The 23,696-nt window shown below is 60.1% G+C and carries 21 protein-coding genes; 10 read left to right on the forward strand and 11 right to left on the reverse strand.

Annotated elements, in window-relative coordinates; translation table 11 throughout:
* Positions 1-84 precede the first annotated feature (84 nt).
* The 4 genes from FHX03_RS04060 to FHX03_RS04075 are packed head-to-tail and all read left to right on the forward strand — an operon-like array spanning position 85 to position 5,879.
* Positions 85-2,226, forward strand: coding sequence for a sensor histidine kinase (locus FHX03_RS04060; RefSeq protein ID WP_097623854.1), 2,142 nt, complete (start codon positions 85-87; stop codon positions 2,224-2,226).
* Positions 2,213-2,638, forward strand: a complete 426-nt coding sequence (locus tag FHX03_RS04065; protein ID WP_003584210.1) for a response regulator — start codon at positions 2,213-2,215, stop codon at positions 2,636-2,638. Before FHX03_RS04060 ends, FHX03_RS04065 begins: the two co-directional genes overlap by 14 nt.
* A gap of 4 nt (positions 2,639-2,642) precedes the next feature.
* Positions 2,643-4,238: a response regulator gene (locus tag FHX03_RS04070; RefSeq protein ID WP_097623853.1), complete on the forward strand. Its 1,596-nt coding sequence runs from the start codon at positions 2,643-2,645 to the stop codon at positions 4,236-4,238.
* A 21-nt stretch (positions 4,239-4,259) separates the two neighbouring features.
* Positions 4,260-5,879 carry a VOC family protein gene (locus tag FHX03_RS04075; RefSeq protein ID WP_183777201.1) on the forward strand — a complete coding sequence of 540 codons (1,620 nt, stop codon included), beginning with the start codon at positions 4,260-4,262 and terminating at the stop codon, positions 5,877-5,879.
* Between the two features lie 121 nt (positions 5,880-6,000).
* Here FHX03_RS04075 and FHX03_RS04080 read toward each other — a convergent pair whose 3' ends face one another.
* From FHX03_RS04080 to FHX03_RS04090, 3 genes are all read right to left on the reverse strand, one after another.
* The gene (locus FHX03_RS04080; protein WP_183852653.1) at positions 6,001-6,906 is read right to left on the reverse strand and encodes a DMT family transporter; all 906 of its coding nucleotides are present in this window, start codon (positions 6,904-6,906) and stop codon (positions 6,001-6,003) included.
* A 142-nt stretch (positions 6,907-7,048) separates the two neighbouring features.
* Positions 7,049-8,485 carry an FAD/NAD(P)-binding protein gene (locus FHX03_RS04085; RefSeq protein WP_183852655.1) on the reverse strand — a complete coding sequence of 479 codons (1,437 nt, stop codon included), beginning with the start codon at positions 8,483-8,485 and terminating at the stop codon, positions 7,049-7,051.
* A 100-nt stretch (positions 8,486-8,585) separates the two neighbouring features.
* A complete protein-coding gene (locus FHX03_RS04090) occupies positions 8,586-9,014 on the reverse strand; it encodes an OsmC family protein (RefSeq protein WP_097623850.1) in 429 nt (142 codons plus the stop codon).
* A gap of 145 nt (positions 9,015-9,159) precedes the next feature.
* Here FHX03_RS04090 and FHX03_RS04095 point away from each other — a divergent pair, with 145 nt between their 5' ends.
* Genes FHX03_RS04095 through FHX03_RS04105 form a run of 3 tightly spaced genes read left to right on the forward strand, consistent with a single transcriptional unit; the run spans position 9,160 to position 10,538 of the window.
* Positions 9,160-9,420 (forward strand): hypothetical protein, encoded by a 261-nt coding sequence (locus FHX03_RS04095; RefSeq protein WP_183852658.1) that lies wholly within the window; start codon positions 9,160-9,162, stop codon positions 9,418-9,420.
* 14 nt (positions 9,421-9,434) lie between these two features.
* A complete protein-coding gene (locus FHX03_RS04100; protein WP_003570400.1) occupies positions 9,435-9,668 on the forward strand; it encodes a DUF2188 domain-containing protein in 234 nt (77 codons plus the stop codon).
* A gap of 18 nt (positions 9,669-9,686) precedes the next feature.
* Complete coding sequence (locus FHX03_RS04105; RefSeq protein WP_183852660.1) at positions 9,687-10,538, forward strand: Ku protein; 852 nt, start codon at positions 9,687-9,689, stop codon at positions 10,536-10,538.
* A gap of 44 nt (positions 10,539-10,582) precedes the next feature.
* On the opposite strand, the gene FHX03_RS04110 is transcribed toward FHX03_RS04105, so the two are convergent.
* On the reverse strand, positions 10,583-11,386 hold the full coding sequence (locus tag FHX03_RS04110; protein ID WP_183852662.1) for a Ku protein: 804 nt from the start codon (positions 11,384-11,386) through the stop codon (positions 10,583-10,585).
* A 447-nt stretch (positions 11,387-11,833) separates the two neighbouring features.
* Here FHX03_RS04110 and FHX03_RS04115 point away from each other — a divergent pair, with 447 nt between their 5' ends.
* Complete coding sequence (locus tag FHX03_RS04115; protein WP_183852664.1) at positions 11,834-13,168, forward strand: O-antigen ligase family protein; 1,335 nt, start codon at positions 11,834-11,836, stop codon at positions 13,166-13,168.
* Between the two features lie 101 nt (positions 13,169-13,269).
* Here the strand turns inward: FHX03_RS04115 and FHX03_RS04120 are convergent, their stop codons facing one another.
* Entirely contained in the window at positions 13,270-14,415 is a 1,146-nt protein-coding gene (locus FHX03_RS04120; RefSeq protein WP_183852956.1) for a right-handed parallel beta-helix repeat-containing protein, read from the reverse strand.
* Positions 14,416-15,004: 589 nt separating this feature from the next.
* On the opposite strand from FHX03_RS04120, the gene FHX03_RS04125 reads away from it, so the two are divergent.
* Positions 15,005-16,849, forward strand: a complete 1,845-nt coding sequence (locus tag FHX03_RS04125) for an acyltransferase family protein (protein ID WP_183852666.1) — start codon at positions 15,005-15,007, stop codon at positions 16,847-16,849.
* A gap of 52 nt (positions 16,850-16,901) precedes the next feature.
* Here the strand turns inward: FHX03_RS04125 and FHX03_RS04130 are convergent, their stop codons facing one another.
* Entirely contained in the window at positions 16,902-17,552 is a 651-nt protein-coding gene (locus FHX03_RS04130; RefSeq protein ID WP_183852667.1) for an esterase/lipase family protein, read from the reverse strand.
* Positions 17,553-17,721: 169 nt separating this feature from the next.
* Between FHX03_RS04130 and FHX03_RS04135 the strand changes: the two genes are divergently transcribed.
* The gene (locus FHX03_RS04135) at positions 17,722-18,741 is read left to right on the forward strand and encodes a LacI family DNA-binding transcriptional regulator (RefSeq protein ID WP_097624163.1); all 1,020 of its coding nucleotides are present in this window, start codon (positions 17,722-17,724) and stop codon (positions 18,739-18,741) included.
* 33 nt (positions 18,742-18,774) lie between these two features.
* On the opposite strand, the gene FHX03_RS04140 is transcribed toward FHX03_RS04135, so the two are convergent.
* The 5 genes from FHX03_RS04140 to FHX03_RS04160 all read right to left on the reverse strand — a co-directional run bounded on the left by FHX03_RS04140 (position 18,775) and on the right by FHX03_RS04160 (position 23,682).
* A complete protein-coding gene (locus tag FHX03_RS04140) occupies positions 18,775-19,785 on the reverse strand; it encodes a zinc-dependent alcohol dehydrogenase family protein (protein ID WP_183777196.1) in 1,011 nt (336 codons plus the stop codon).
* A gap of 88 nt (positions 19,786-19,873) precedes the next feature.
* Positions 19,874-20,662 (reverse strand): L-iditol 2-dehydrogenase, encoded by a 789-nt coding sequence (locus tag FHX03_RS04145; protein WP_183777195.1) that lies wholly within the window; start codon positions 20,660-20,662, stop codon positions 19,874-19,876.
* Positions 20,663-20,798: 136 nt separating this feature from the next.
* On the reverse strand, positions 20,799-21,857 hold the full coding sequence (locus tag FHX03_RS04150; protein ID WP_183777194.1) for a carbohydrate kinase family protein: 1,059 nt from the start codon (positions 21,855-21,857) through the stop codon (positions 20,799-20,801).
* Positions 21,857-22,528 carry a D-lyxose/D-mannose family sugar isomerase gene (locus tag FHX03_RS04155; RefSeq protein WP_183777193.1) on the reverse strand — a complete coding sequence of 224 codons (672 nt, stop codon included), beginning with the start codon at positions 22,526-22,528 and terminating at the stop codon, positions 21,857-21,859. Before FHX03_RS04155 ends, FHX03_RS04150 begins: the two co-directional genes overlap by 1 nt.
* Positions 22,528-23,682: a Gfo/Idh/MocA family protein gene (locus tag FHX03_RS04160; protein WP_183852669.1), complete on the reverse strand. Its 1,155-nt coding sequence runs from the start codon at positions 23,680-23,682 to the stop codon at positions 22,528-22,530. The genes FHX03_RS04155 and FHX03_RS04160 overlap by 1 nt, the downstream gene beginning before the upstream one ends.
* Positions 23,683-23,696 lie beyond the last annotated feature (14 nt).

Genomic DNA, 23,696 nt, shown 5'->3' on the forward strand with positions numbered 1-23,696 from the left:
AAGCGCGGCGTCGTTCTCCCCTGCCTATTGAGTATTCCTCGATTTCGGAAAAAATGGCCGCGCGAACCGAGGAGGACATGACGGGTGCAGGATAGTGGCAACGTGGACCTGCAGGACCAGCGGCAGCGGCAGCGCTACCGTGGCTTTGCGATTGCGGTCGGCTGCCTGATGTTCCTTCTCGGAATGAGCGCCCTTGCCGGCTGGCTATTGCAGATCCAGGTGATCATTTCGCTGGTTCCCGGCTTTCCGTCGATGGCCTTCAACACCGCGCTCTGCTTCGTGCTGTCCGGCCTTGGGCTTGCCGCCTCGACGCTGGCTGCCCGTCGCTTTCTGATTGCCGCAACGGTCATGACAGGGATTGCGGCGGCGATCGCTGCGGCCCGGCTCTTGGAAATCGTCACCATCGGCCGGACGTTCCACAATATCGACCTGCTGATCACCCGCTTCGTCATTCCGCCGGATTTCATCGCGCAGATCGGCGGCGGCATGGGCCCAAACACGGCCCTGGTCTTCCTGATCGCCAATCTTTCGCTGCTGTTCTCTCTCTACGTCGAGAGGAGAAGCCAGGTGGTGCAGGAGCTGACGAGCTACATCGTTATCACCCTGGGCATGATCGCGCTCGCCAGCTATGTCACCGATGCCGAACAGGGTTACCGCTGGGGGCCTTATGCGGCGATGGCGCTGCATACGGCGGTCGGCATGGTGATCTTCGGCTCAGGCCTGCTGGCGCGCTCCTGGTGGATGCAGCCGGCAAACCGCGCACAGATTCCGCTCTGGATCCCGGCTGCGGTCTGCTTCACCGGCCTCCTCGTCGATCTCTACACGCCGCTCGGCGTTGCCAACGGCATTCTCTATGTGCCGCTGGTGCTGACGGCGCTCTGGTTCGGCAACAGGAATGCGCCGCTTTTCTTCGCGTTTGCCTGCACCGTGCTGTTGATGCTCGGCTTCTTCGCCGTCAGGCACAACGAGGCGGCATTCTGGCAGGAGATCGCCAACCGCACGATTACGGCTGCGACGCTCTGGCTGATCGCGATCCTCGTCTTTTATTTCATGCGCAACAATCATAACCTCGAAACCGAGCGCGTCCGTTTCGGCGCGCTGGTGCGCGGCACGCCCGATGCCGTCATCGTCATCGACGAGAGCGGAACGATCAGGAGCTTCAACCCGGCGGCTGAAAGCATGTTCGGTTACACCCCGCAGGAGACGATCGGCCGGAATATCAAGATGCTGATGCCCGAACCCTACCACTCCGAGCACGACGGCTATCTCGCCCATTACCGGAAGACCGGTGAGGAGCGCATCATCGGCACGACGCGGATGGTTTCCGGACGACGCAGGAACGGCATCGTCTTTCCGATCGACGTTTCCATCAGCGCCGTTTCCACCGGCGATGCGAAGATCTTCGTCGGCATCGTGCGCGATATCAGCGAGCGGGCCCGGCAGGAAGAGCGGATGAAAACGACGCTTGCCCAGCTCGAGGCCTATACGGCCGAACTCGAGCGCAGCAATCACGACCTCGACGAATTCGCCTATATCGCCTCGCATGATCTCAAGGAACCGCTGCGCGGCCTGCATAACCACTCCCGATTCCTGCTAGAGGACTACGAAGACAAACTCGACGACGACGGCGTGCGCCGACTGAACCGGCTGGTGCGCCTCAGCCAGCGCATGGAAAAACTCGTCAACGACCTGCTGTATTTCTCCCGGCTCGGGCGGCAGCAGCTGGCGGTTAAGCGCAGCGATATCGGCCTGATCGTCAAGGATGTCGTCGCGACCATGGAGCTGCTGCTGGAGGAACGCCATGCCAAGGTCATCATCGATGGCCAGTTGCCGGATGTGGTCTGCGACGCGCCGCGGCTGACCGAAGTGTTCCGCAATCTCATCACCAATGCGATCAAATACAACGACAAACCGGCGCCGCTGGTGTCGATCGGCTATCTCGATCGGTTCGTCGGCCAGGACGGCACGATTGCCCGCAACGTGTTTTTCGTCAGGGATAACGGCAAGGGCATACCCCAGGAATTCCATGAGGATATTTTCCGCATTTTCAAACGGCTGGAAAAATCGCAGGATTCCGACGACGGCACCGGAGCAGGCCTCACCTTCGTCCGCAAGATCATCGCGCGGCACAATGGCGATATCTGGCTGGAATCCGAGGTCGGCGCCGGCACCACATTCTACTTCACTCTGGGAAAAAAGCGCGAGGGGCAGAATGCAGCAGCGTGACACGCAACCGATCCTGATCGTCGAGGACAGCGAAGACGATTTCGAAGCGACGATGCGCGCGTTCAAACGCACCAATCTGCGCAACTCGATCCGTTGGGCAGCCTCGGGGCAGGAAGCGCTCGACATGCTCGCCGTGATGGTGCCGAAACCGGGGCTGATCCTGCTCGATCTCAACATGCCGGGCCTTGACGGCCGCAAGACGCTGGAGGCGATTAAATCGAACGCCGGCTGGCGCAAGATCCCGGTGGTGATCCTCACCACGTCCGACGACGAACGGGATATCGAAGGCTGCTATGCGCTCGGCGCCAATACCTATGTCCAGAAGCCGGTCGATCTCGACGGGCTCTTCGCGGCGATCCAGCGACTGAAGGAATACTGGTTCGAAATCGCCATCCTGCCGCTCGAGGACTGACAGATTGGCGGAAGAGTGCAGCATTCTCATCATCGACGACAATATTGACGATCGCGAGGTCTATCGCCGCATATTGGGCCGCGTCTCCAGCACCGCCTATAGCGTCCTGGAGGCGGAGACGGGCGAAGAGGGCCTTGCGCTGAACGGCCGCAAACGGCCGAACTGCATCCTGCTCGACTATTCGCTGCCGGGCCGCAACGGGCTCGGCGTTCTTGCCGATATTCTGGAGAACGATCCCGCCGCCAACGTCATCATGTTGACCGGCCAAGGCAGTGAAACCGTCGCCGTCGAGGTGATGAAGGCCGGCGCACGCGACTATCTCACCAAGGATTCGCTGTCGCCGGAAACGCTGCATCGCTGCATCCAGAACGCCATCATGCACGGCATGCTGGAAGCGCAGTTGGAACAGAAGCGGCAATCGCTCGAGATTTTCACACGCGCCATGGCCCATGATCTGAAGGAGCCGCTCAGGACGATCAAGTCCTTCAGCCGCATCCTGCACGGTTCTGCAGCGCTTCCGGCCGACGACCGGGAACTGCTCGATTACGTGCTGAGCGCCGCCGACCATATGGAAGACCTGATCGTCAAGGTCTCGGGCTTCACCAGGCTCGAAGCCTCCGGCGGGCCGGAGCTCACGCCGGTTTCGCTCTCTGCCGTACTCGACCAGGTGGAGGACAATCTGCGCCAGCAGACCGAAAGCCGCGGCGCGATCATCATCCGCGGCGCGCTGCCGGAGGTCATGGGCGATGCGACGCTGCTGACCCAGCTGTTGCAGAACCTCGTGTCGAATGCCATCCGCTATTGCGAGCAGAAGGTTCCGGAGGTCACGATCTCAGGCGAAGCCCATGGCGATTTCTGCCGCCTCACCGTACGCGACAACGGGCCCGGCATCGATCCTCAGCATCGCGAATTGATCTTCCAGCCGTTCAAACGGCTCGTCGGCCGCGGCATCGAGGGCACCGGGCTTGGCCTTGCCATCTGCCGCCGCATCGCACAACTGCATGGCGGCTCGATCTGGTGCGAGGCGGAGGATGGCCCGGGTGCCACTTTCGTTCTCGACGTGCCGCTCGCCGAGACGAGGCCCGAGCCGCTGCCGGCAGCGGCCATCCCGCATAGCGGCAAGCCTGCGGAGCAGCCGGGTGAAGGCGAAGGCAGGCTTGCCGAAGTGCTGTTGGTGGAGGACAGCCCGGCCGATATCCAGCTTCTGAAGATCAAGCTGATGCGGCGGGAGAAGGTGAATTTCAATCTGCATGTCGCCACCAACGGGCGCGAGGCGATGCGGCTGCTCGAAGAACGGGCCTGTATTGCCGAGGTGCCGCAGATCGACCTGATGCTGCTCGATATCAACATGCCGATCATGGACGGCTTCGAGGTGCTGCGTGCGCTTTCCACCGATGTCCGCCTCAACCAGATTCCCGTCTGCATTCTCAGCACGTCAAGCGATGAGACCGACCGGCAACGGGCCAGAAATCTCGGTGCGCGCGCCTATATGGTCAAGCCGCCGACCCTGCAGCAACTCGAAGAGGCACTCGAATATGTCGATCATCTGGAATTGCTGCAGCGCGGCGATTCGCTTGCGCTTTGTGCGGAACAAAACTAAGCGGTGGTCATTGGCAACGGTATGACCTTCGCAGCTCTCATACTCGCGCTCCTGACGACTCCGCTTCAATCAGGACTGCTTCCGATGGTATCAGGCATACATCACGTCACGGCCGTCACCCGAAAGGTGCAGGCGAACGTGGACTTTTACGCAGGTTTTCTCGGCCTGCGGCTGGTCAAGCAGACGGCCGGCTACGAGGACGCGACGCAACTCCATCTGTTTTACGGCGATGCGGCAGGGACGCCGGGTTCGCTGCTTACCTTCCTCGCATGGGAAGACGGTGCGCCCGGCCGGGCCGGCTACGGCCAGATCAGTGAAATATCGCTGTCGATCGACCCGGCGAGCATCGGTTACTGGCTGACGCGCGCCATGAGCTTCGGCCTGCGCTCGGAAGGACCGGCGGACGAATTCGGCGAGCCCGTGCTCCGGCTGAAGGATCCCGACAACATCATCCTCAAGCTCGCCGGTGCAAAGCACGTCACATCGCCGGCGGCCTGGCACGGCGCCTCGATCCCCGCGGAGCACGCCATCCAGCGCGTGCGCGGCGCGACCATGCTGACGGAAAAGCCGACTGAAAGCCGCAGCTTCCTCGAGAGCCATTTTGGCTACCGCTTCCATGCCAATCGCGGCACGATCGACAGACTGGTTTCGCAGTCCGGCGACGTCATCGACGTGCGCGATGCCCGCGGCTTCTGGTCCGGCGCGCCGGGCACCGGGACCGTCGATCACGTCGCCTTCCGCGCTGCCGACGAGGAGACGCTGCATTCCGTCCGCAAGGCCCTGGAAGCCACCGACGCATCGCCGACCAACATGCACGACCGCAAATATTTCCGCTCACTCTATGCCCGTGAGCCCGGCGGCACGTTGATAGAGCTTGCGACCGACAAGCCGGGCATGATCGTGGATGAAGAGCAGGCCGCTCTCGGGACGAAGCTGTTTGCGCCGCCCGAAGCGATCACCAATCTCCATGACCTGAAGGTCGTGCTGCCGCAGTTTGCAATGCCCGGCCAACCGCGCATCAATTACCGCGAGCTGCCTTTCGTCCACCGTTTCTATACGCCGCCGGATCCCGACGGCAGCGTCTTCGTGCTGCTGCACGGCTCCGGCGGCAACGAGACGACGCTGATGCCGCTGCTGAACAAGGCGGCACCGCGGGCGACTCTGCTCGGCGTGCGCGGCAGGGCGACCGAGGAAGGGTTTCCGCGCTGGTACAAGCGCATTACTCCCTTCTCCTTCGACCAGAACGACATCAAGACCGAGGCGGAGGCCTTCGCCGCCTTCATCGAGGGCGCCGTCAAATCCTACGGGCTCGATCCCCAGAAGGTCGTCTATGTCGGCTACTCCAACGGCGCCAACCTGTTGAACTCGCTGCTCTACCTGCATCCGAACCTGGTTCACAAGGCGGTGCTGCTGCGCTCCATGCCGGTGCTCAGCGACTATCCGCATGCCGACCTGAAGGGCACCGACCTGCTCGTCATCAGCGGCAAGACGGATGCCTACGGCAAATATGCGAGCGAGCTGGAAGATCGGCTGAAGAGTTCGGGCGCCACGGTCGATTCCGACGTCATTCCCGGCGGCCATGATCTCGGCGATGCCGATGTGCCGATCATCCAGAAATGGCTGCTGCAGGAAAACCGCTAAAGCATGTCGCGCAAAACTGCGCAGCGGTTTTGCGGCAACGACATGCGCAAAAACAAAGAGCTAAGGCGCGGGGAGCGAATCTGAAAGATCGCGACCGCTTTAGGCGCCGGTTCCGAAATGCTTAAACCTGAACGCGGGAAGCGCGGGCAACCATGATGCCGGCGAGCACGACGGCAGCGCCGAGCGCCTGCATCGTGCCGATCGCTTCGTTCAGCAGCCCCCAGGCAAGGATAGCCGCGATGACCGGCTGCAGCAGCAGCGTCAAAGAGGAAAAGGCCGGCGGCAGATAGGCCAGCGCATAGGTGATCGCCACCTGCCCGCCGGCATGGCTGATAAAGGCGAGACCGAAAAGGATCGACCAGCCATAGAGGCTCGCGGGCAGCATCTGACCTTCGTAAAAGAAGCCGATCGGGAAGATGAAAATGGCAGCGGACGCCGTGCTCCACATCATGATTCTGATCGTATCGAACCGGCTGCGCAGCCTGCCGATCGCCAGGATATAACAAGCGTAGAAGAAGGCCGCGATCATCGCGATGCCATCGCCGCTGAGATCGCCATTGCCGATGGCTGCCGGCCCGCCCTTCAGAACGACGACGCCTGCCAAGGCCAAGGCAAGCCCGAACAGGAAAACGCCGCTGATCCTCGCTCCGAAAAAGACGAAGGCGATCATCGTGACGAAGACCGGTGCGAGGTTGGCCAGCAGCGTCGCATTGGCAACCGAAGTCATGGTGAGCGAAAGGTGCCAGGCGGCGAGATCGAGCGACAGCATGACGCCCGGCAGGATCAGCATGCCGTAATCGGAAAGGCTTTGCGGCCTCGCCCCCGCATCCTTCTTCATGAGCGAGACGATGAAGATCGGGATCAGTGCCAGCGCCACGCGCCAGAAGGCCGTCGCCATCGGCCCGACCTCGGAGAGCCGGACGAAGATCGGCGAGCCGCCGATTGCCGCCCCGCCGAGAATGAGGGCTGCAAGGGCGAGGCGATTGGAAGGCGAGGCTTCGGAAAGGGTGGAGGCAGCCTGCAACATGATCTCGATATTTCTGGTCGCCGGAAAGCAGGGCGATGGGATGTTGGCTGCCGTGAGTATCAGAAGTCGATCATGAACGACAGCCGCCAAGCGACATAGGAATGTAAAATCAGGGGGAATGTAAAATCAGGGGAATGTAAAATCAGGCCGGATGCGTGTGTGTCGTGTTCACCCGCAGCTTTCCGGCAATCTCGTTTGCGACGAAGAAGGCATGCTCGGTCACCTGCGGCAGGCCCATCAGCTCCCCGAAGGTGCCGCGCGCGAGCGGGCCGGAGATCAGCAGCGACGGATCCGCCTCTCCTGACCGGCCGATCGCCTCCGAATGCCCGGTGCAGGCAAGGCCGAGGCCAGTGGGATCGAGCGACAGGTGGCCGTTTGCCGCAAGGGCTGCAAGCCAGGGCTGAGTTTCGAGAATGCCGCCATGGGCCGGGCCGGTGGTGACGATGACGGCGTCATAACTCCGCTCCAGCGGCTGGCGGTGCTGCCGCGGCTGCAAGGTGCACAGGATGAACTCGCCCTCGATGCGCGCATCGGCGACGGAGCCGGCAAGGATCTCGAGCCGGCCGGTAGCAATCGCCGCGTCGAGCACGGCCTCGACCTGCGGAGCGATGCGGAACCGGTGCACGTCCCAATAGGGACGAAGATGGCGGACGAGGCGGCGGCGTTCGGCAACCGGCAGCGCCTGCCAGAGATCATATCCCTGCGCCCGCACCTGATCGATCACGCCGTGCCAACTGATCCCTTCCGCTTTTGCCGCATCGATGGCGGCGCGGATCCTTGCCAGCAGCGAGCCGGCGGAATGGGCCGCATCGGCGAGGAAATCGCCGAAGAGCGGCTGCGGCACCGGCGCATGCCCGCGCGAACGCAGGCCACGGCGCGAGATCGCGGTCACCGGCCCCTCATGTCCGTGCTCGGCAAGCGAGGCGATGACGTCGGCCGCCGTCAGGCCGTTGCCGATGACCAACACCCGGTCATGCGGGCGGATGACCTGGAGCGCGCCGGGTTTGGTGGTATCGGCGACGAAACGCGGATGGTCAGCGAGCCGGCTCGCCAGCCGGCCGGGGGCTGCGGGCGGCGGATGGCTGGTGGCGATCGCGATGATATCGGCCTCGGTCACGCCGCCTCTATCGTCGCGGATCGTCCAGCGGCCGGCACGACGCTCGACGCCGGTGACCGCGGCGTGGCAATGACGCACGCGACCGTCTTCCAGCAGTGGTTTCACCAGCGAGGCGACATATTCGCCGAACAGCTGGCGCCGCGGGAAAAGCGAGCCATCGGGCTGTTTGGCCTTGCTGTCGCCGGCAACGGCATCGCGCGCTTCGATCCAGGCCTGGAATTCGCCCAGATCGTCCGGCTGCAGGCTCATCTTAGCAGCCGGGACATTGATGCGGTGCGCCGGATCATCCGTGTCATAGGCAAGGCCGCGGCCGAGTTCGGCGCGCGGCTCGAAGACCAGGATCACGGGAGCTTCGCCGCAATTCGCCCGGGCGAGATGATAGGCGACGCCGGCGCCGGAGACGCCGCCGCCGATAATGGCGACGACAGGCCGTTCGGATTTCGGGAAAGGCTTGGACTGCATGGTGGCCGTATCATCGCTTTAGATGCCCAAGCATAGGAGCCGGGCATGGGCCGCGCAATCCTCTGCCGGCAATTGTCTATAAATATTATATAGATCGAACCTATGCCGATATCGTCGTCGAAAAATCGGGGTTGCCGCGGATCGTATTGCTCACCGTGCAGATCTCGTCTTCGGCCGCATGGACGATTCTCTGCCGGGTCTCCTCATCGATATCGCCTCTGATCGAGAAGGCGATATTGAACCTCGCAACGCGCGAAAGGCCTTCCGTCGCCTTCTCGCCGGTGACCTCGGCGGTGATGCCGCTGATCCTGTCGAGAACGCCCATCTGGCTGGCGGCCATGCGGGCGCTGAGCACGAGGCAGGCCGAGAGCGAGGCATAGAGCAGGTCGAGCGGATTGAAACCCGGCTGCGACGGCGCGGTGACGATATCGATCTCGCCTTTGGTGGCGGAGGTGACATGCGGAAAACCGGTGCGGCCGAGAGCGGCGGTGGCGCCGGTCGGGCGGGGGCGGGCCTTGAGATCGACCATGGTGAAATCCTTTGACGAACATTCTGCAGATGGCAATCGCCGCCCGGCGCCGCAAGAGGCAAGTGCCACCCATCGGTTTCGGAACCTTTCCATCCGTCATCAGTTGATTACACCTGAACGAAATCGGTGCCAAAGGTGGATTGCGATGCCTGATGTCCGCAGTATGGGTCGCCAAGGCCGGCGCATGGACGCCCGCGATCGGCTGATCGTCGCGCTTTATGCGCAGCTGAAGGCCGAGCGCGAAACACGCGAGACGCTGGAATGGGCGATTCGCAACGGCGCCGTCTCACAAGAGGTGCTGGAGGCGATCGCGGCCGATCCGGTGCCTGTCGTCACCAGCGAGGATATCGCCTCCGTGGAGAAGATCATCGCCCTCGACGAGCGGCGCAAACCAAATCGGAACTAAAGAGGAGATCCGAAATGGCCGATATCACCTACCAGGTCGTGCCGCATGACAATGGCTGGGCTTACAAGCTCGGGGACACGCTTTCTGAAACCTATGCCACGGCCGATGAAGCGATCGTTCACGCCAGGGACGCCGCGTCGCGCCAGAAGATCGGCGATGGCGACGCGCTGCTCGCCTATCCCGCGCCTGACGGCCGCGGCTGGGCCTTTCAGGAACTCGAAACCGACAAGAGCAACAGTCGGCTCTGATTTGCGACGGAGGATGGAATGGCCGCGCGGGCAAGCTGGAAAGGTCATCTGAAAGTGGGCGACCTTGCCTGCGCCGTCGGGCTTTACACCGCCATTTCCTCCTCCGACCGCGTCTCCTTCAACATCATCAATCGCAGGACCGGCCACCGGGTGGAGCGGCAATTCATCGACAGCGAGACCGGCAAACCGGTCGAGCGGGACGACCAGGTCAAGGGCTACCAGTTGGAGAATGGCGATTACATCGTCATCGAGGGCGACGAGATCGCCGCACTCATGCCGGAAAGCGACAAGGTGCTGAATATCAAGGCTTTCATCGCCTATGACGGCATCGACAAGCTCTATTTCGACCGTCCGTACTATCTCGCGCCCGTAGACGAACATGATGAAGAGGCGCTGTCGCTGATTGTCAGGAGCATGCTTGACGGCAAAGTCGCAGCACTTGCCGAAGCCGTGCTTTTCCGACGGAACCGGACGCTGCTGATCCGCCCGCATGACGACCACATCGTCGCGACCATGCTGAACTTCGACTACGAGGTGCGCTCGGCCGACAGCGTCTTTGACGAGATTCCCGACTTTAAATTCGACAAGGAGATGCTCGAGCTCGCAGGCCATATCCTCAAGACCAAGCAAGGCACCTTCGAGCCGAGCGAATATGAGGATCGTTACGAGGCTGCCCTCGTCGAGCTGGTGAAGGCAAAAATCGAGGGCCGGGCACTGCCAAAGAAAAAGCAGCCGCCAGAACGCAAGGTTGTCGACCTGATGGAGGCGCTGCGACAAAGCGCCGGGGTGAGCGGCAAGGCCACTGCAAAGAAGGCGCCGGCGAAGAAGGCGCCGGCGCGTAGCGACAGCCGCAGTAAGAAGGCGAGTTGAGCTGGCTTTTGAGATCTATCGAGTGAAATGCCCTCACCTTTTCGCTAATGCGGTTTGCGCCCGTCATCCGCGGCAAGGCTCTTCTTCAGCGCATCCATGATGTTGATGACGTTGCCGGTCGATTTCACCGGCGCGGGCTTTTTCGCGGGCGCGGCCTTCTTCAGGCTCTTCTGCTTGCCCCGGATCATCGATTTCAGGCGCTTCTGGATCGGATCCTGCACCATGGCCGGGCTCCAATCCTTGGTCTCTTCCTTCACCAGCCGTTTCATCAACGTTAGAAGCTTGCTGTCGATCTCGGCCTTGCTGTCGAGTTCGGCCACCGGTTCACGCACCTCGTCGCCATAACGCAGCGTCCAGAGAATGATGCCCTTGCCCTGCGGCTCCAGGAGCACGGCACGCTCGCGACGATAAAGCACCAGCCGGGCGATGCCGACCACATCGTTTGCCTTCATTGCCTCACGAATGACGCAGAAGGCTTCCACCCCAACCTTATCCTCGGGCGCCAGAAAATGCGGTTTGTCGTACCAGATCCAGTCGATCGAGCCGCGCGGCACGAAGCTGTCGATATCGATGGTGCGGGTGCTTTCGAGCCCGACCTCCTCGATCTCCTCGTCTTCCAGCAGAACATAGTCGTCCTCGCCGCGGGGATAACCTTTCACCTGATCCCGGTCGGCGACCGGCTTGTGGGTGACGCTGTCGACATAGCGGCTTTCGACGCGGTTCTTCGTCTGGCGATTGAGAACGTGGAAGCGCACCTTATTGCTTTCGGTCGTCGCCGGCGTCAGCGAGACGGCTGCCGTCACCAGCGAGAGCTTGAGGTAGCCCTTCCAGAATGTCTGACGTGCCATGTCTGTCTCCCGGACACGGTTGGACATCGCATTCAACGGCGGAGCCGATGTTTGGTTCCGAAAATTGGGTGCGCCGTAAAATCGCCTGGGTAGTGCCAATAGTCCAGAGTCGATCGGACGGTTAACGGCGCGACATGATGACATGATTATATCGGCTGGATTCGCGGAATGAGTTCGCTTAAAGTCGCGCCGCATGGCGAAGTGAGACGTGCCGCCTTGAGAAGCTTGGGGCCACTGGTCAAATTGCCCTGGCCAGATCGCCCACCGAAACGGGCAGTTTGGGAAACTAGGACGACGTTATCGAAACCGCCAAAAACGAATTCGTTCTTCGCGAGCGGAAGCCGAGGATGCGCAGATCAGTTCCCGCCTCCGTTCAATCGAATACCGGCATCGCCTTGATCGTGGCGAACAGCCGGGGTTCTGCAGATTGATTTATATGAGCCTTTGATGACGATAGAAAATGCAGCTTTGGCAAGACACCACTATCCGGCGGGCTACCACCGGCAGTCTGTGCCTCGGTGGCGCGTCCGGCGCGATGTGCTGGCAAAGCTGGTCCTTACGATAGCATTTTACGCGTCTCTATGGCGGGCGACAGGCATGTGGTACGGCCTGCCTGCAAACTTCGACGACGGCGCCGCGGTCGACCCGCTGCCGATGAAAATATTGCTCTACGGCCTTATCCCTTTGTCAGGATTATATTTTCTGTTGGAACAGAAACAGTTCCTACGGGTCTTTTCAAGGTTTTCGCCGTTCATCGTGGTTGTCGGCATTTCCTGCCTGACATCGATCGTCTTCTCCATCGACAAGACCGCATCCTTAAAGGGATTGGCTGCGGTCATCGTTCTCGCCATCCCGCCTCTTCTGTACCGCGCGCGCTACGGCAATGTCGAAGCCTTCCGAGTCCTCGGGCGTTTTGCGATTGCCGCCGCATTCATCAACGTTCTCTACACAGCAGCTTTCCCACAATTCGCCATCATGCGTGGCAGCTATGCGGGCATGGTCAAAGGCGCATTTTATCATAAGAACACGTTGGGGCAGTTTTGCTCGGTCAGTTTTGTCTGCCTGCTATCGACGGAGAAATTCGGCCGGCTTCGTTACAGTACCCTGATACGCTGGGCTGCAATGCTCTGCCTTCTCGCCTTGATTGTGGCAACGAAGTCCTCGACGGCTGTCGTCTTGACGATGTTCGGCAGCATGATGCTGTATGGCATTCGCGTTATTCACATTTACCCGAACCGCCTTTTTCGTTCCTTCGTCGTTTTCCTGTTGTTCGTGATCATCGGGTTCGGCGCCAGCTTCGTTTACCTCGGCGTGGCTTCAGCGGTTGCAGAAGCATTCGGCAAAGATATTACTTTCTCCGGTCGCACCAATATCTGGGAACAGCTATTGCCATTGATCTGGGATAGGCCCCTAACAGGTTATGGGTTTGCGATGTTTCGTCAGCCCGATGTCATGGAAGAGTACGTCAAGGTTACCTTCGATGCACGATCGACCCATAACACCTATCTTGAGCTAGCGCTCAATATCGGCATTCCAGGCGTTACCGCATGGACGTTGTTTGCGCTGACCCGCGTGTTCCGGAAGATGACAATCGTCGACCCCGATCCGGCAGAATCCGGCGCCAGGCGAAAGGAGATTGTTATCATCATCCTCATCATGCTTGGAGCCATGACCGAGGCAGGCATGATGCTGGCACCTTTCATTTGCTGGCCACATATGGTCATCGCACTCTCGGAACTGCGTCCCAGGTTGCGAACAAACCGGAATCAACGCCAGCCTTGAGGGAGGGTGTGTTCGACATCTGGCGATAGAGCGCCTCATTCCGTCCTTCTTGTCGCATCGGTCAATATCGTCGGCCGCCGGACGGGCATGCGAGCAGCCGTTCAAATCGAGAAATACCGCTTCTGCCAGGGCAGCATGTTTTCCTGCCACGCACGCGGCGTGAAATCGTCATAAGCAGTCTCAGCGATCGCCAACATCCAATTCTGCTCCTTGCGGGCCAGCAAGACGCATGACAATTCCATGCCGGCTTCGACCGTTATAGATGGCCGGTTGGCGCCCGGTATATCGATCCCCTTGTTACGCCACTGGATGCGGATTTCGTCGGGCTCGGATGTCCATTCACCTGAAGAAACGGAAGCCTTTCCGTCGGGTTTGACGCGAAGCGGCGGCGGAGTGACGTTCAGAAAGCTGCCGTCATTGAAATAGTTTCCGTCAATGTCCCCCGCAGTCGCCTCCCCGTTTCCCTTCAGCAGAATGCCCTGCTTGCACCGCAGGAATATGTTGCGCCGAAAGCTTCCGGACCATGGTCGATTGGCGAAAAAAGCGATGTCACATTCGCTGATGACGTTATCGTGGATATTCATATCTTTGCGAAATGCCAGATTCTGATCGGAATAACCGCTCAAACTCACGCCGCGATTGCTGTTCTCGATCCTGTTGTCATAAACATGGTGGCCGGCATGGCTGACTTGATCGCCAACTCCATAACCGAAGGAATAATCGTTCATCCTGCCGTCACGCATGATGTTACTGCGCACGACGGCGTCGTCGCCGATCGATGAAAAAGAAAAATTCTTCCCGCCGATGAAATTATATTCAACGAGGTAGTTTCGGGTCCTGCCGCAAACCAGCGCCCCCTTGTTCGAGGTGCTGGTCGGTCTTTGTAAAAGAAGGTTGCCCCGGACCACCACATTGGAACTTATATAGCTATCTTTGTTTTCGTAGGCGAATTGGCAACAATCCGCTCCCTGGCCGGGCGCTGAGCCGACGCGGTTGTTTTCCAGCAAAACATTCGACGTCATCGTAAGGTAAATGCCGTCGCCGTTCACATTTTCTGTTTCGCAGCGCCTTACGACAAGATTCTTGCCGTTGTGAAATTTGAAGCCGCGCGGAGAGTTCTTGACCACCACGTCTTCGACCACCGTGTCGGAAAACACCTGATAAGCGACGCCGATATCCTCAGCACCGTCGATGACCTGCCCCCGTGTGGATGCTCCATGAATTTTCTTTCGCAAGATGGCGGGCATCAGATCTTCCTTCGATACGCTTGTCGCTGACAATAGTGAGCGACGGTGTGGCGGATGTTTGAATATCTGAAAATTATCTTCACCTGAACGGCCGCTGAGAAATCTCTGCACATAGACCAATAGAGACAGTCCGCCCCGATTGTCGCGTTCAACCAGCCGACGCCCTTGCAGCGAGTTGAAGTCGCATTGCATCTCGGGTCGAGGATCGGCCGGTACCGGGCTCGTCACATGTTCGCCCGATTTTTCCTGCATGGCGTTCTGGCAACGCCGCCGCTGCGTTTCAGCAGCTCATTTTAATCGCCCGTCAGTCTTCTTCTGTGGCCTGAGTTGGGGACCGTTGAAAGGCAGCTGTTTAGTCAATCACTGTTGAGTTGATGGACGCCATTCTTCTCCTCGTCGGCGCCATCGGACCAGTGGTAAAAAAACACTATCTCGAAAACCTAGATGACCTTGCGCTCGCTCGCTGGGCCTCTATCTCTGGGCCGAAAGCGCCTCTAAGGCGAGTTGTTTTCATTTTACCATGACTCTGGTTGCATATTGATCGGTCTCACGTTACGAAATCCCGGGAGGCCAAACACCGAGGCCGACAATGATTACGCATCGTCAAGATATCGACGGCCTGCGAGCCGTAGCCGTCATTTTTGTGATTCTTTATCACTGCGGATTTGATCGCATTCTCCCCGGCGGATTTATCGGGGTGGACATTTTTTTCGTGATATCGGGCTTCCTGATAACAAAAATAATCCTCGCCGAAGTAAGCGATGGCCGATTTTCGATCGGCAACTTCTACAGCCGTCGGGCCAAACGAATTCTTCCCGCTGTCGTGGCCATGTATGCTGTCGTGATGGCGGTTTCGTATTTTACGATGCTGCCTGACGAAAGCCTGCGGGTCTTCAAGTCAGTGACGTCCTCCGCGCTCTTTGCTTCCAATGCCTATTTCTATTTGACGACTGGATATTTCGATGATTCCGCGGAATTCAATCCGGTCCTGCACACATGGTCGTTGTCGGTCGAAGAGCAGTTCTACGTCATTTTTCCGCTGATCGTCATGGCAGCGAGCCGTTATGGCCGCAGGGCAACCGGGATAGCCATTGCGGGACTTTTCGCAGTCAGCATCATTGCTTCCATCATCGCTGTTCCAATCAACCGCTCTGCAGCTTTCTATCTTGTGCAATATCGCGCGTGGGAGCTGCTGGTAGGCTCCCTCATCGCAGCACCGGCATTGACGAAATTTTCCGATATGCGGATCAATAATGCGCTTTCGGCATTCGGCGCCTTGGCGATCGGCCTCAGCGCGCTGCTGTTGTCGAAAACCTCTGAGTTTCCAGGGCTAATGGCCTTACCCGCGACGGCAGGCACGGCTCTTATCATCTGGGCGGGTCCAGGCACGCTGGTCAGCAGGCTTCTATCATTGAGGGTCGCCACCTCGATAGGTTTGATCTCGTATTCCCTCTATTTGTGGCATTGGCCGATCTGGGTGTTTTCGAACCAGTACGGGGCGTGGGAGCATGGCTGGCAATTGGTGCCCGTCGCTTTGAGTTTTGTCGTCGCATATTTCTCGTGGCGATTTATCGAAACGCCCTTCCGAACGATGCGATACCGGCCTCTGGTGTCCGTAGCCGCCGGGGCTGCCTCAATTGCTTCCGTAGCAATGCTGGCATTCGTCGGGCAACTCGCCGCCGATCAAATGAAGGACGACAACAAGCTCGTTGAGCGGGTGGCGGAATTTGCCGATTACGACCCCTCGAAAGCCTTCCGCAGTGGAAAATGCTTCCTTACGTCAAACGACGGTATCGAAAAATACGATCGCGATACCTGCTTGGCTCTCTCAAATAGTCAGCAAAACATAGCGCTCGTCGGTGATAGTCACGCTGCGCACCTATATCCGGGCTTGAAAACGCTGCCGGGGACCAACGTCCTTCAAGCTAACGCATCAGGATGCCGTCCTACTCTTGAAGCCGAAGGCGAAGAGCGCTGCCTAGACCTCATGAACTACGTCTTCAAAGAGTTTTTGCCGAGCCACAAGGTCGATGTTCTCGTGTTGGCCGGACGCTGGACTGAAGATGACGTCAAACTCATCAGAAAGACGGTGGACTACCTCTCACCCTTTGCCAAAAAGATCGTCGTCTTCGGACCAGTGGCAGAATATAAATCTTCCCTGCCGCGGCTGCTCGCTCATAGTCTCTATGAGAAGCAGCCATTTCATGCCGCCGATCATTTGGCGCCTCGGCAGCGCATCGGTGTAGATATTCACGACGCATTGGCCGGAAGCGGAGCAATGTACATCTCCACCTATAAGACCATGTGCAATCCCGACTGCATCGTGTGGACAAAAAGCGGGGACCCGGTGCAATTCGACTACGGGCACTTCACCGCTGACGGCTCCCGCCTGCTGATTTCAAAGGTCAAGCAGGACCTCATCGTTCAACGGTGAGGTCAGCCCACGCTGTGCGTTTTGAAACTGTCGATGAGGCAACTGTCGGTGTTCAGCTTGCGAACCGTCCATCCTGCAGAAACGACAGGGCTTGCCTCCACATGATCTTGTTGACCGGCAAGAAAGTGTGGTTGGCGGGAATGACGATATGCGCCGCGGCGCCGTCGAGGCGTGTGCTCTCCACCGACACCTTTCCATCATTCGGAATTCTAAGGCCGATGATCAGGGAAGAGACCGGGTCGATGGTCCGGTTCCCCGCGATGATGCCAAGTTCGTAATCGACCGTGCCGAACAGCTTGGTCATTGCGGTTTGATCGGTAATCAGCTGCTGCCCTGCCGGTCCATAGAACCTCCTGTAGAGCGGCCAGGTCTTGAGGAAATCGGCGATCTGGCTGCCGTTGTTCGGCGTTCCGACCATGACCACTCTTCCCAGCTTCGGCGGGCGATGGTTCCGGAGAAAAGCACGGATAAGCAGCCCACCCATCGAATAACCGATGAAATGCACACGGCCGTCGCCTGCCTCCTTCACAGCCGCGTCGATCTGCGGCCGAACGATGTCGACAAGGTCGCCGATCGAAAACCTGGTGGAGGGGTAACCGACATTCGCAACCCGATACCCCTTCCCGGACAGGAAGGCTGCGAGCTTCTCCATGCTTTTCTTCGTCCGGGCAATGCCGTGAAAAAGGATGACTGTGTCGTTCATCAGGTGTCCATGCCGAATAGCCATTCATTCGAAATGGCTTGGTTGTGGCGTACGAATTGCTTAGATCGGAATCGATTTAAGGATAAGTTGTGCAGCATTCAAACTGCTGCAGCGTCCTTTGCGCAGCTGCAAAGACGCTCAGTGCTGCACGAAGAGAGAAATGCGGGCCGTGACGACCAGCATCAGACATATCGCCAAACTTGCAGGAACGTCGGTCTCTTCGGTCTCGCGTGTGCTCAACAACAGCGGCTACGCCTCGCCTGAGCTCCGGCATCGCGTAGAGTCGGCGATCCGGACACTGAACTACACACCCAGCAAGGGTGCCCGTATGCTGCGCGGTGCACCAAGCCGGATGATCGGGCTGATGCTGCCGTCGATTGACGTGCCGTTCTTCGGTATCCTCGCCCATGCCATCGAACAGGAACTGTTTCAGCACGGCTATCAGACGCTGATCTGCAGCACGGCGGAAAATATGGATCACGAGGCGCGCTATATTTCCATGCTGCTTGCCCAGCGCGTCGACGGTGTCATCGTCGCAAGCGCCTTCGGCAGCATCGAGCATTTCGGGGTGCTGCGGGATGCCGGTATACCGATCATCGCCATCGACCGTGAGCTGAGCGGCATCGCCGACGACGCTGTCATGGCCGATCATGCGGAAGGCGGACGGCTGATGGCGCGCCATCTGATCGACCTCGGCCACCGGGCTATCGCCATCGTCGGCGCGCCGGCACACAGCCAACCTATCCAGCTTCGCCTTCAGGGCATCACGGCGGAAATGGCCAAGGATGGCATCGCACCTGCCATCGTGGCGATGGCGGAAGAGCACAGCTTTGCGGAAACCTACCGACTGGCGCGAGAATTGCTGGCGTCTCGACCTGAGGTCACCGCGATCATCGGCACAACCGACGTTTCGGCGATTGCCGCAATCCATGCCGTCCAGGATCGCGGATTTTCCGTTCCGAACGACTATTCGGTCGTCGGCTTCGACGACCTGCCGGAGGCAGCCTATGTCTTTCCGCGGCTGACAACGGTCGCGCAGCCGATCCGCGATGTCGGGCAGCAAGCAGCACGGTTACTGGAAGCGCTGATCGAAGAGCACCAGACAGGGGACGCATCTCGGCAGGGTGCGATCGTAAAGGTGCCGGTCACGCTGATCGAGCGCGATTCCACCGGCCCCATCCGCAGCTGAGCAGGCGGTGCGGATCAGAGTGGCGCGGCGAAGCTAGGGTCGGACGATGACCTTGATCTCGCCCGGTAATGGCACGTTGCCCACCACGTCGGCGACCTCCTCGAGACCGATGGTTTTGGTGACCAGCGCGTCCAGCTCCAATGCCCCGTTTGCTACCATTGCAGCAGCGCGCGAATGGGTGAAAGGATTGAGGTAGGCCGGCCTGATATCGACTTCGTTCACCAGCAGATCGAAGGGCAGAACCGGCACCTCGACACCTGCCGGCGTGACCCCGAAAAGCACGAATGTGCCACCGCGCCGCGCCATCCTCAGACCGCTTTGAAGCGTATCGGGCACGCCGGCGCACTCGATGACCACGTCTGTGCCGCCTTTGGTAACCTCTCGCACGGAAGCGATCGTGTCGGAGGAGGCCGGGTCGAAGGCATGTGTCGCCCCCAGGCGCAAAGCGGTTTGGCGTCTCGACTGCTGGCGCGTGATCAAAATGATCTCGCTCGCCCCCGCCAGGCGGGCCAGCTGCACCATCAGCAGACCGATCACGCCCCCGCCGAGGATCGCGACGCTGTCACCCGCACGGATCCTTGCCTTGTCGATGGCGTGGATACAGCAGGCCAGCGGTTCACTGAAGGCGCCGTGAACGGGATCGAGGTTGGCCGGCAACACGAAGGCCTGCGCATGCGGCACCGCCACATATTCCGCAAAGCCGCCATCCCGCGTCACGCCGATGGCAGTCAAGCTCTCGCACAGGTTCGGCCGCGCCTGCGTGCAAGCCGGACAGATGCCGCAGGCGATATTGGGGTCGACCGTCACGAGCTCCCCGCCGGTAAACCGTGTCACACCATCGCCGATCTCTTCCACGATGCCGCAGAATTCGTGGCCCAGCGTGACGGGGATCGCTGTCGGATATTCGCCCTTGTACATGTGGCGATCGGAACCGCAGATGCCGGCTGCTGCCACCCGGATAAGCAGCTCGCCTGGCCCGGCAACCGGTTTCTCAACGTTGCGCATGGTCAAAGACCCGATCGACTCCAAGCGTACAGCCTTCATTCCGCTCCTCCAGACCTAAAGTTCGATTGCCGATCGTGCTGATGAAGCCGCCTTGCAGGATGATGCACCCGCGACGCGGCTCAAGCGCTCAGCTCATGACATTGCCGCCGTCGACATTGTAGCACTGCGCCACGATATATGCTGCATCAGGCCCGGCCAGGAAGGCGGCCATTGCAGCTTGTTCTTGGGGAGCGCCAAATCGTCCGGCGGGAACGGCGGCAGCCACGCGGCGCTTGACGTCACCGGGTTTCAAACCTTCCCGGCTGCCGAGTTTTGCATCGACGACGTCCCACATCGGCGTATCGACGACACCGGGAGCGATGGCGTTGACGTTGATGCCGTAACGGATCAGCTCCAGAGCGCAGCTTTGCGTGATGCTGATGACCGCCGCCTTGGATGCGCAGTAAGCCACAGCAGGTCCTTCGCCCCGACGCCCCGCCTGGGACGAGAAGTTGATGATGCGTCCACCTTTCCCTCTCTCCACCATGTGCCGGGCAACGGCCTGTGTCATGAAAATCACGCCTTCGATATTGACCTGAAATACCCTAGCGGTGCGCTCCCGGGATATTTCCAGAATGGACTCGACCTCGTAAATGCCTGCGGCATTGACCAGGATATCGATCTGACCGGCAGTGGCGATGGCGAAGCGTGCAGCTTCTTCGATGCTGTCCTGGCTGGTCACGTCAAGCGCCACACCCCAGGCATGCGGACCGATCGCTTCCGCCACCCGTGCGCATCGTTCACCGTCGAGATCCGCCACGACAACCCTGGCGCCTTCGGCGGCGAAGCGTTCGCATACGGCCTTGCCGATACCGCTCGCTCCCCCTGTGACCAATGCCACCTTGCCCGAGAGCCGCGCCGTTTCCGTATGGGTCATCGTACTGCCTCCCCGCTCGGACCTGCGCCGGCAAGGGTGCCATGCGCGGCTGCCATCGTGAATAGCTTCATGTCTGCTCCTCCATTCTGACTGGATGGTTATTGGAACCGCCCTCTCCTGAAGCGACACCAATAGGCTAAGCGGATTGCGGGCTCGCCTCCTGCGCCTCCCGAAGGAGCACAGACATGTCGGGGATGCCGTCGGTGGCCGTCGCACCCGCGAGGCAATGCGCAGCCGCAGCATGGGCGACGGCGCAAATATGCTCGACCGGCCAGTTCTCATGCAGACCGTAGAGCACGGCGGCACAGAAGGCGTCTCCTGCGCCGACCGTACTGACGATGTCATCAGGATCGACGGGTCGTGAACGCGTCATGATCGGGGAAGCGCCTGATGCAAACCAGAAGCAGATTTCCGGTGCATGGATGATCGCGCCTTTAGTGACGCCTGCGGCAAGCAGGCGCTCGCCCGCTTCCAAAAGCCCCGCCTCGATCAAATCTCCCTTCGCGTCGCGAACGACAACATCGGTTGCCCGACCCGCCTCCATCTCGTTGATGATCAGATAATCGCAGAAGGGCAGAGCGACGCCGACCTTGGACGCAAATTCCGGGTCTTCGCTCGATACGAAATCCACGCAGGTTGTGAGCCCGGCGCGGCGCGCAGCCTCCAGCAGGCGCGACGCTCCCGAACGACCATCAGGGCCGATGCGGTCGAGACCCGGCAACAGCATGAGATAACCGAGATAGAACAGCCGATAGCCGGCCTCAGCGAAGGTGGCTGGTGAGACGAGCTCATCCGTCACGGCATCGTTGGCGCCGCCATGATAGAAGAAGGTCCGGTTCTGGCCGGGCACATTCATGACATGCGTATGCGCCGTCACCCGGTCGGCAAGCGCGGTCAGCCCACCGACATCGACGCCGGCAAGTGTAAGGCGGGCCTTGACGATCTCCCCGTCCTGATCAGCGCCGATGCATCCCGCCGCCGCCAGCTTTCCGGGAAATCCGAGCGAGGCCAGATCGGTAACGACATTGGCCGCCCCGCCGCCCACGCCCAGATCCTGGTGCAGGATATGCGCGAGATTGCCCTGTTCTGGCCAATAGGACAGGGTGTGGACGCGATCGACAATGAAGTTTCCCGCGCAGACGATGCCGCCGTGCTTCTGGCTATCGCGATCGCAAACCTCCTCCCCGGCTCGCATCAGCCGACTCCTTCATTCCACAAGGGTCTCAGCGGCGGCTCATCTTCCTCGATCGCGGCAAAGCGCCCGATCGGTTCCAGAAAGAAATTGTCGCTGTTGTCGTCGTTGACCTGACTGACCTCGCCGACAAGGACAGGTCCGCCCCCTTTCCTGCCGTAAAAGCGGTGGTAAAGCCCGGTGCGGATCGTCACGCTTTGGCCAGGCTCAAGAATCAGCGGCTCCCATGCCGCGAGCCGGTGCGGCAGCCCGTCGACCGGAACCGTCACATCCTCCGTCAGCACATTGCCATCGGCGTCGGTTGCGGCGAATTCGATGACGAGATCGCCGCCGGCGCGATTGATGATGTCTTCCATCTTCGCCGCATGGCGGTGCGTCGGCGTGACCTGGCCTTCTTCGACGAAGAGCAGCTTTTCGGCATAGGTCCGCTCCCCCTCGACATCAACGATGCCATTGCGCAGGCAGAACAACACGAGGCCGCGTTCGGCAAACCGGTTCGAGCCGAAATCGGTGACATCCCAACCCAGCTGATGGGCGCGCAGATAGGCCGATGCCTCCGGATGAGCGGCAAAATCCGCCGCCGTCCAATATCCCCATGCCGGCAGGGACCAATGCCAGCGCTCGAGGGTCTCGGTTGCCCGCAGCAACGCGGCGTTGATCGCGGAGCGCTGCATCAAACGGACACCCCGTCATACGCGACCGGTACCACGACGTCCTCGCGACCGGATTTGAGGGCTGCCGTCAGGACCGCATGATGCGCCTGCGCCTCCGCCGGCGTCGCGCAGCCGAAACCGTTGGCATCCCCGCCGGCAAGCTCATCGACGAAGGCCGCCCACATCTGCTGTATGGCGTCGGCAAAACCGAATTCAAAGATCTTGCCTGTGATGGCCGGAAACAGCGAGCCATAGCCGAGATCCTCGGTGCTCCAGGCCTGGGCTCCGCCATTATAATCCATCCACTGCCACTGGCGCGGCGACTTCGTGCTGAAGAATGCGCTTTTCTTCATGCCAAGAACCCTGATGTACCAGGTGTTGGATTCGCCGGGCGCGATGCGCCAGGTTTTCAGCACCATCGGGAAATCCTGATCCCCGGTGCGTACGCGGCTGCTGATCGTGGCATTGTCCCAGGTGGTGCAGGGCAGCATGCCGCCCTTGCCGTCGGGACGTTCGGTAACCTTCTTGACCAGTTGCGCATGCAGGGTCGTCGGGCGCCAGCCGAGACGCAGCGGCACATGCAGCACATGCATGCCGAGATCACCCATGCAGCCATAGTCGCCATTGATCTCGGCCATACGCTTCCAGTTGATCGGCTTCTGCCGGTCGATATCCGAAGAGTGCAGGAAACCCGCCTCGACTTCGATTATATCCCCCATCTCGCCGCTTTTTGCGAGCGCGATGACCTTCTGTGCGCCGGGGAAGAAAGGCATTTCCGACGAGCAGCGGACCAGGAGTTCGGGATGCTCGGCCAGAACCGCCATGATTTCCCGGTTCTGCGCGGCGTCCATGCCGAAGGGTTTTTCGCCGAGAAGATGCTTTCCGGCCTTCAGGACGTCGATGTAGAATTGCTGGTGCAGCACATGCGGGACGGCGCAATAGACCGCATCGACCTCGGTATTGGCCAGAAGCTCCCTATAGTCGGCGGTGAACTGCCGAACAGTCGGCACATGATCCTTGAACCAGTCGAGCAGCGTCGCGTTGGTATCACAGACGGCGACGATTTCCGGTCGCGCCTTCACATCGGCCAGATGCAGCCAGCGCGCCGCGGCACTCGCGAATTCGCGCCCCATCAGACCGCAGCCGATGACGCCGAAGCGGAATATTTTCGTCATGACATGTCCTCCCA

Source organism: Rhizobium sp. BK456 (genome assembly GCF_014194045.1).
Classification (GTDB): Bacteria; Pseudomonadota; Alphaproteobacteria; order Rhizobiales; family Rhizobiaceae; genus Rhizobium; species Rhizobium redzepovicii.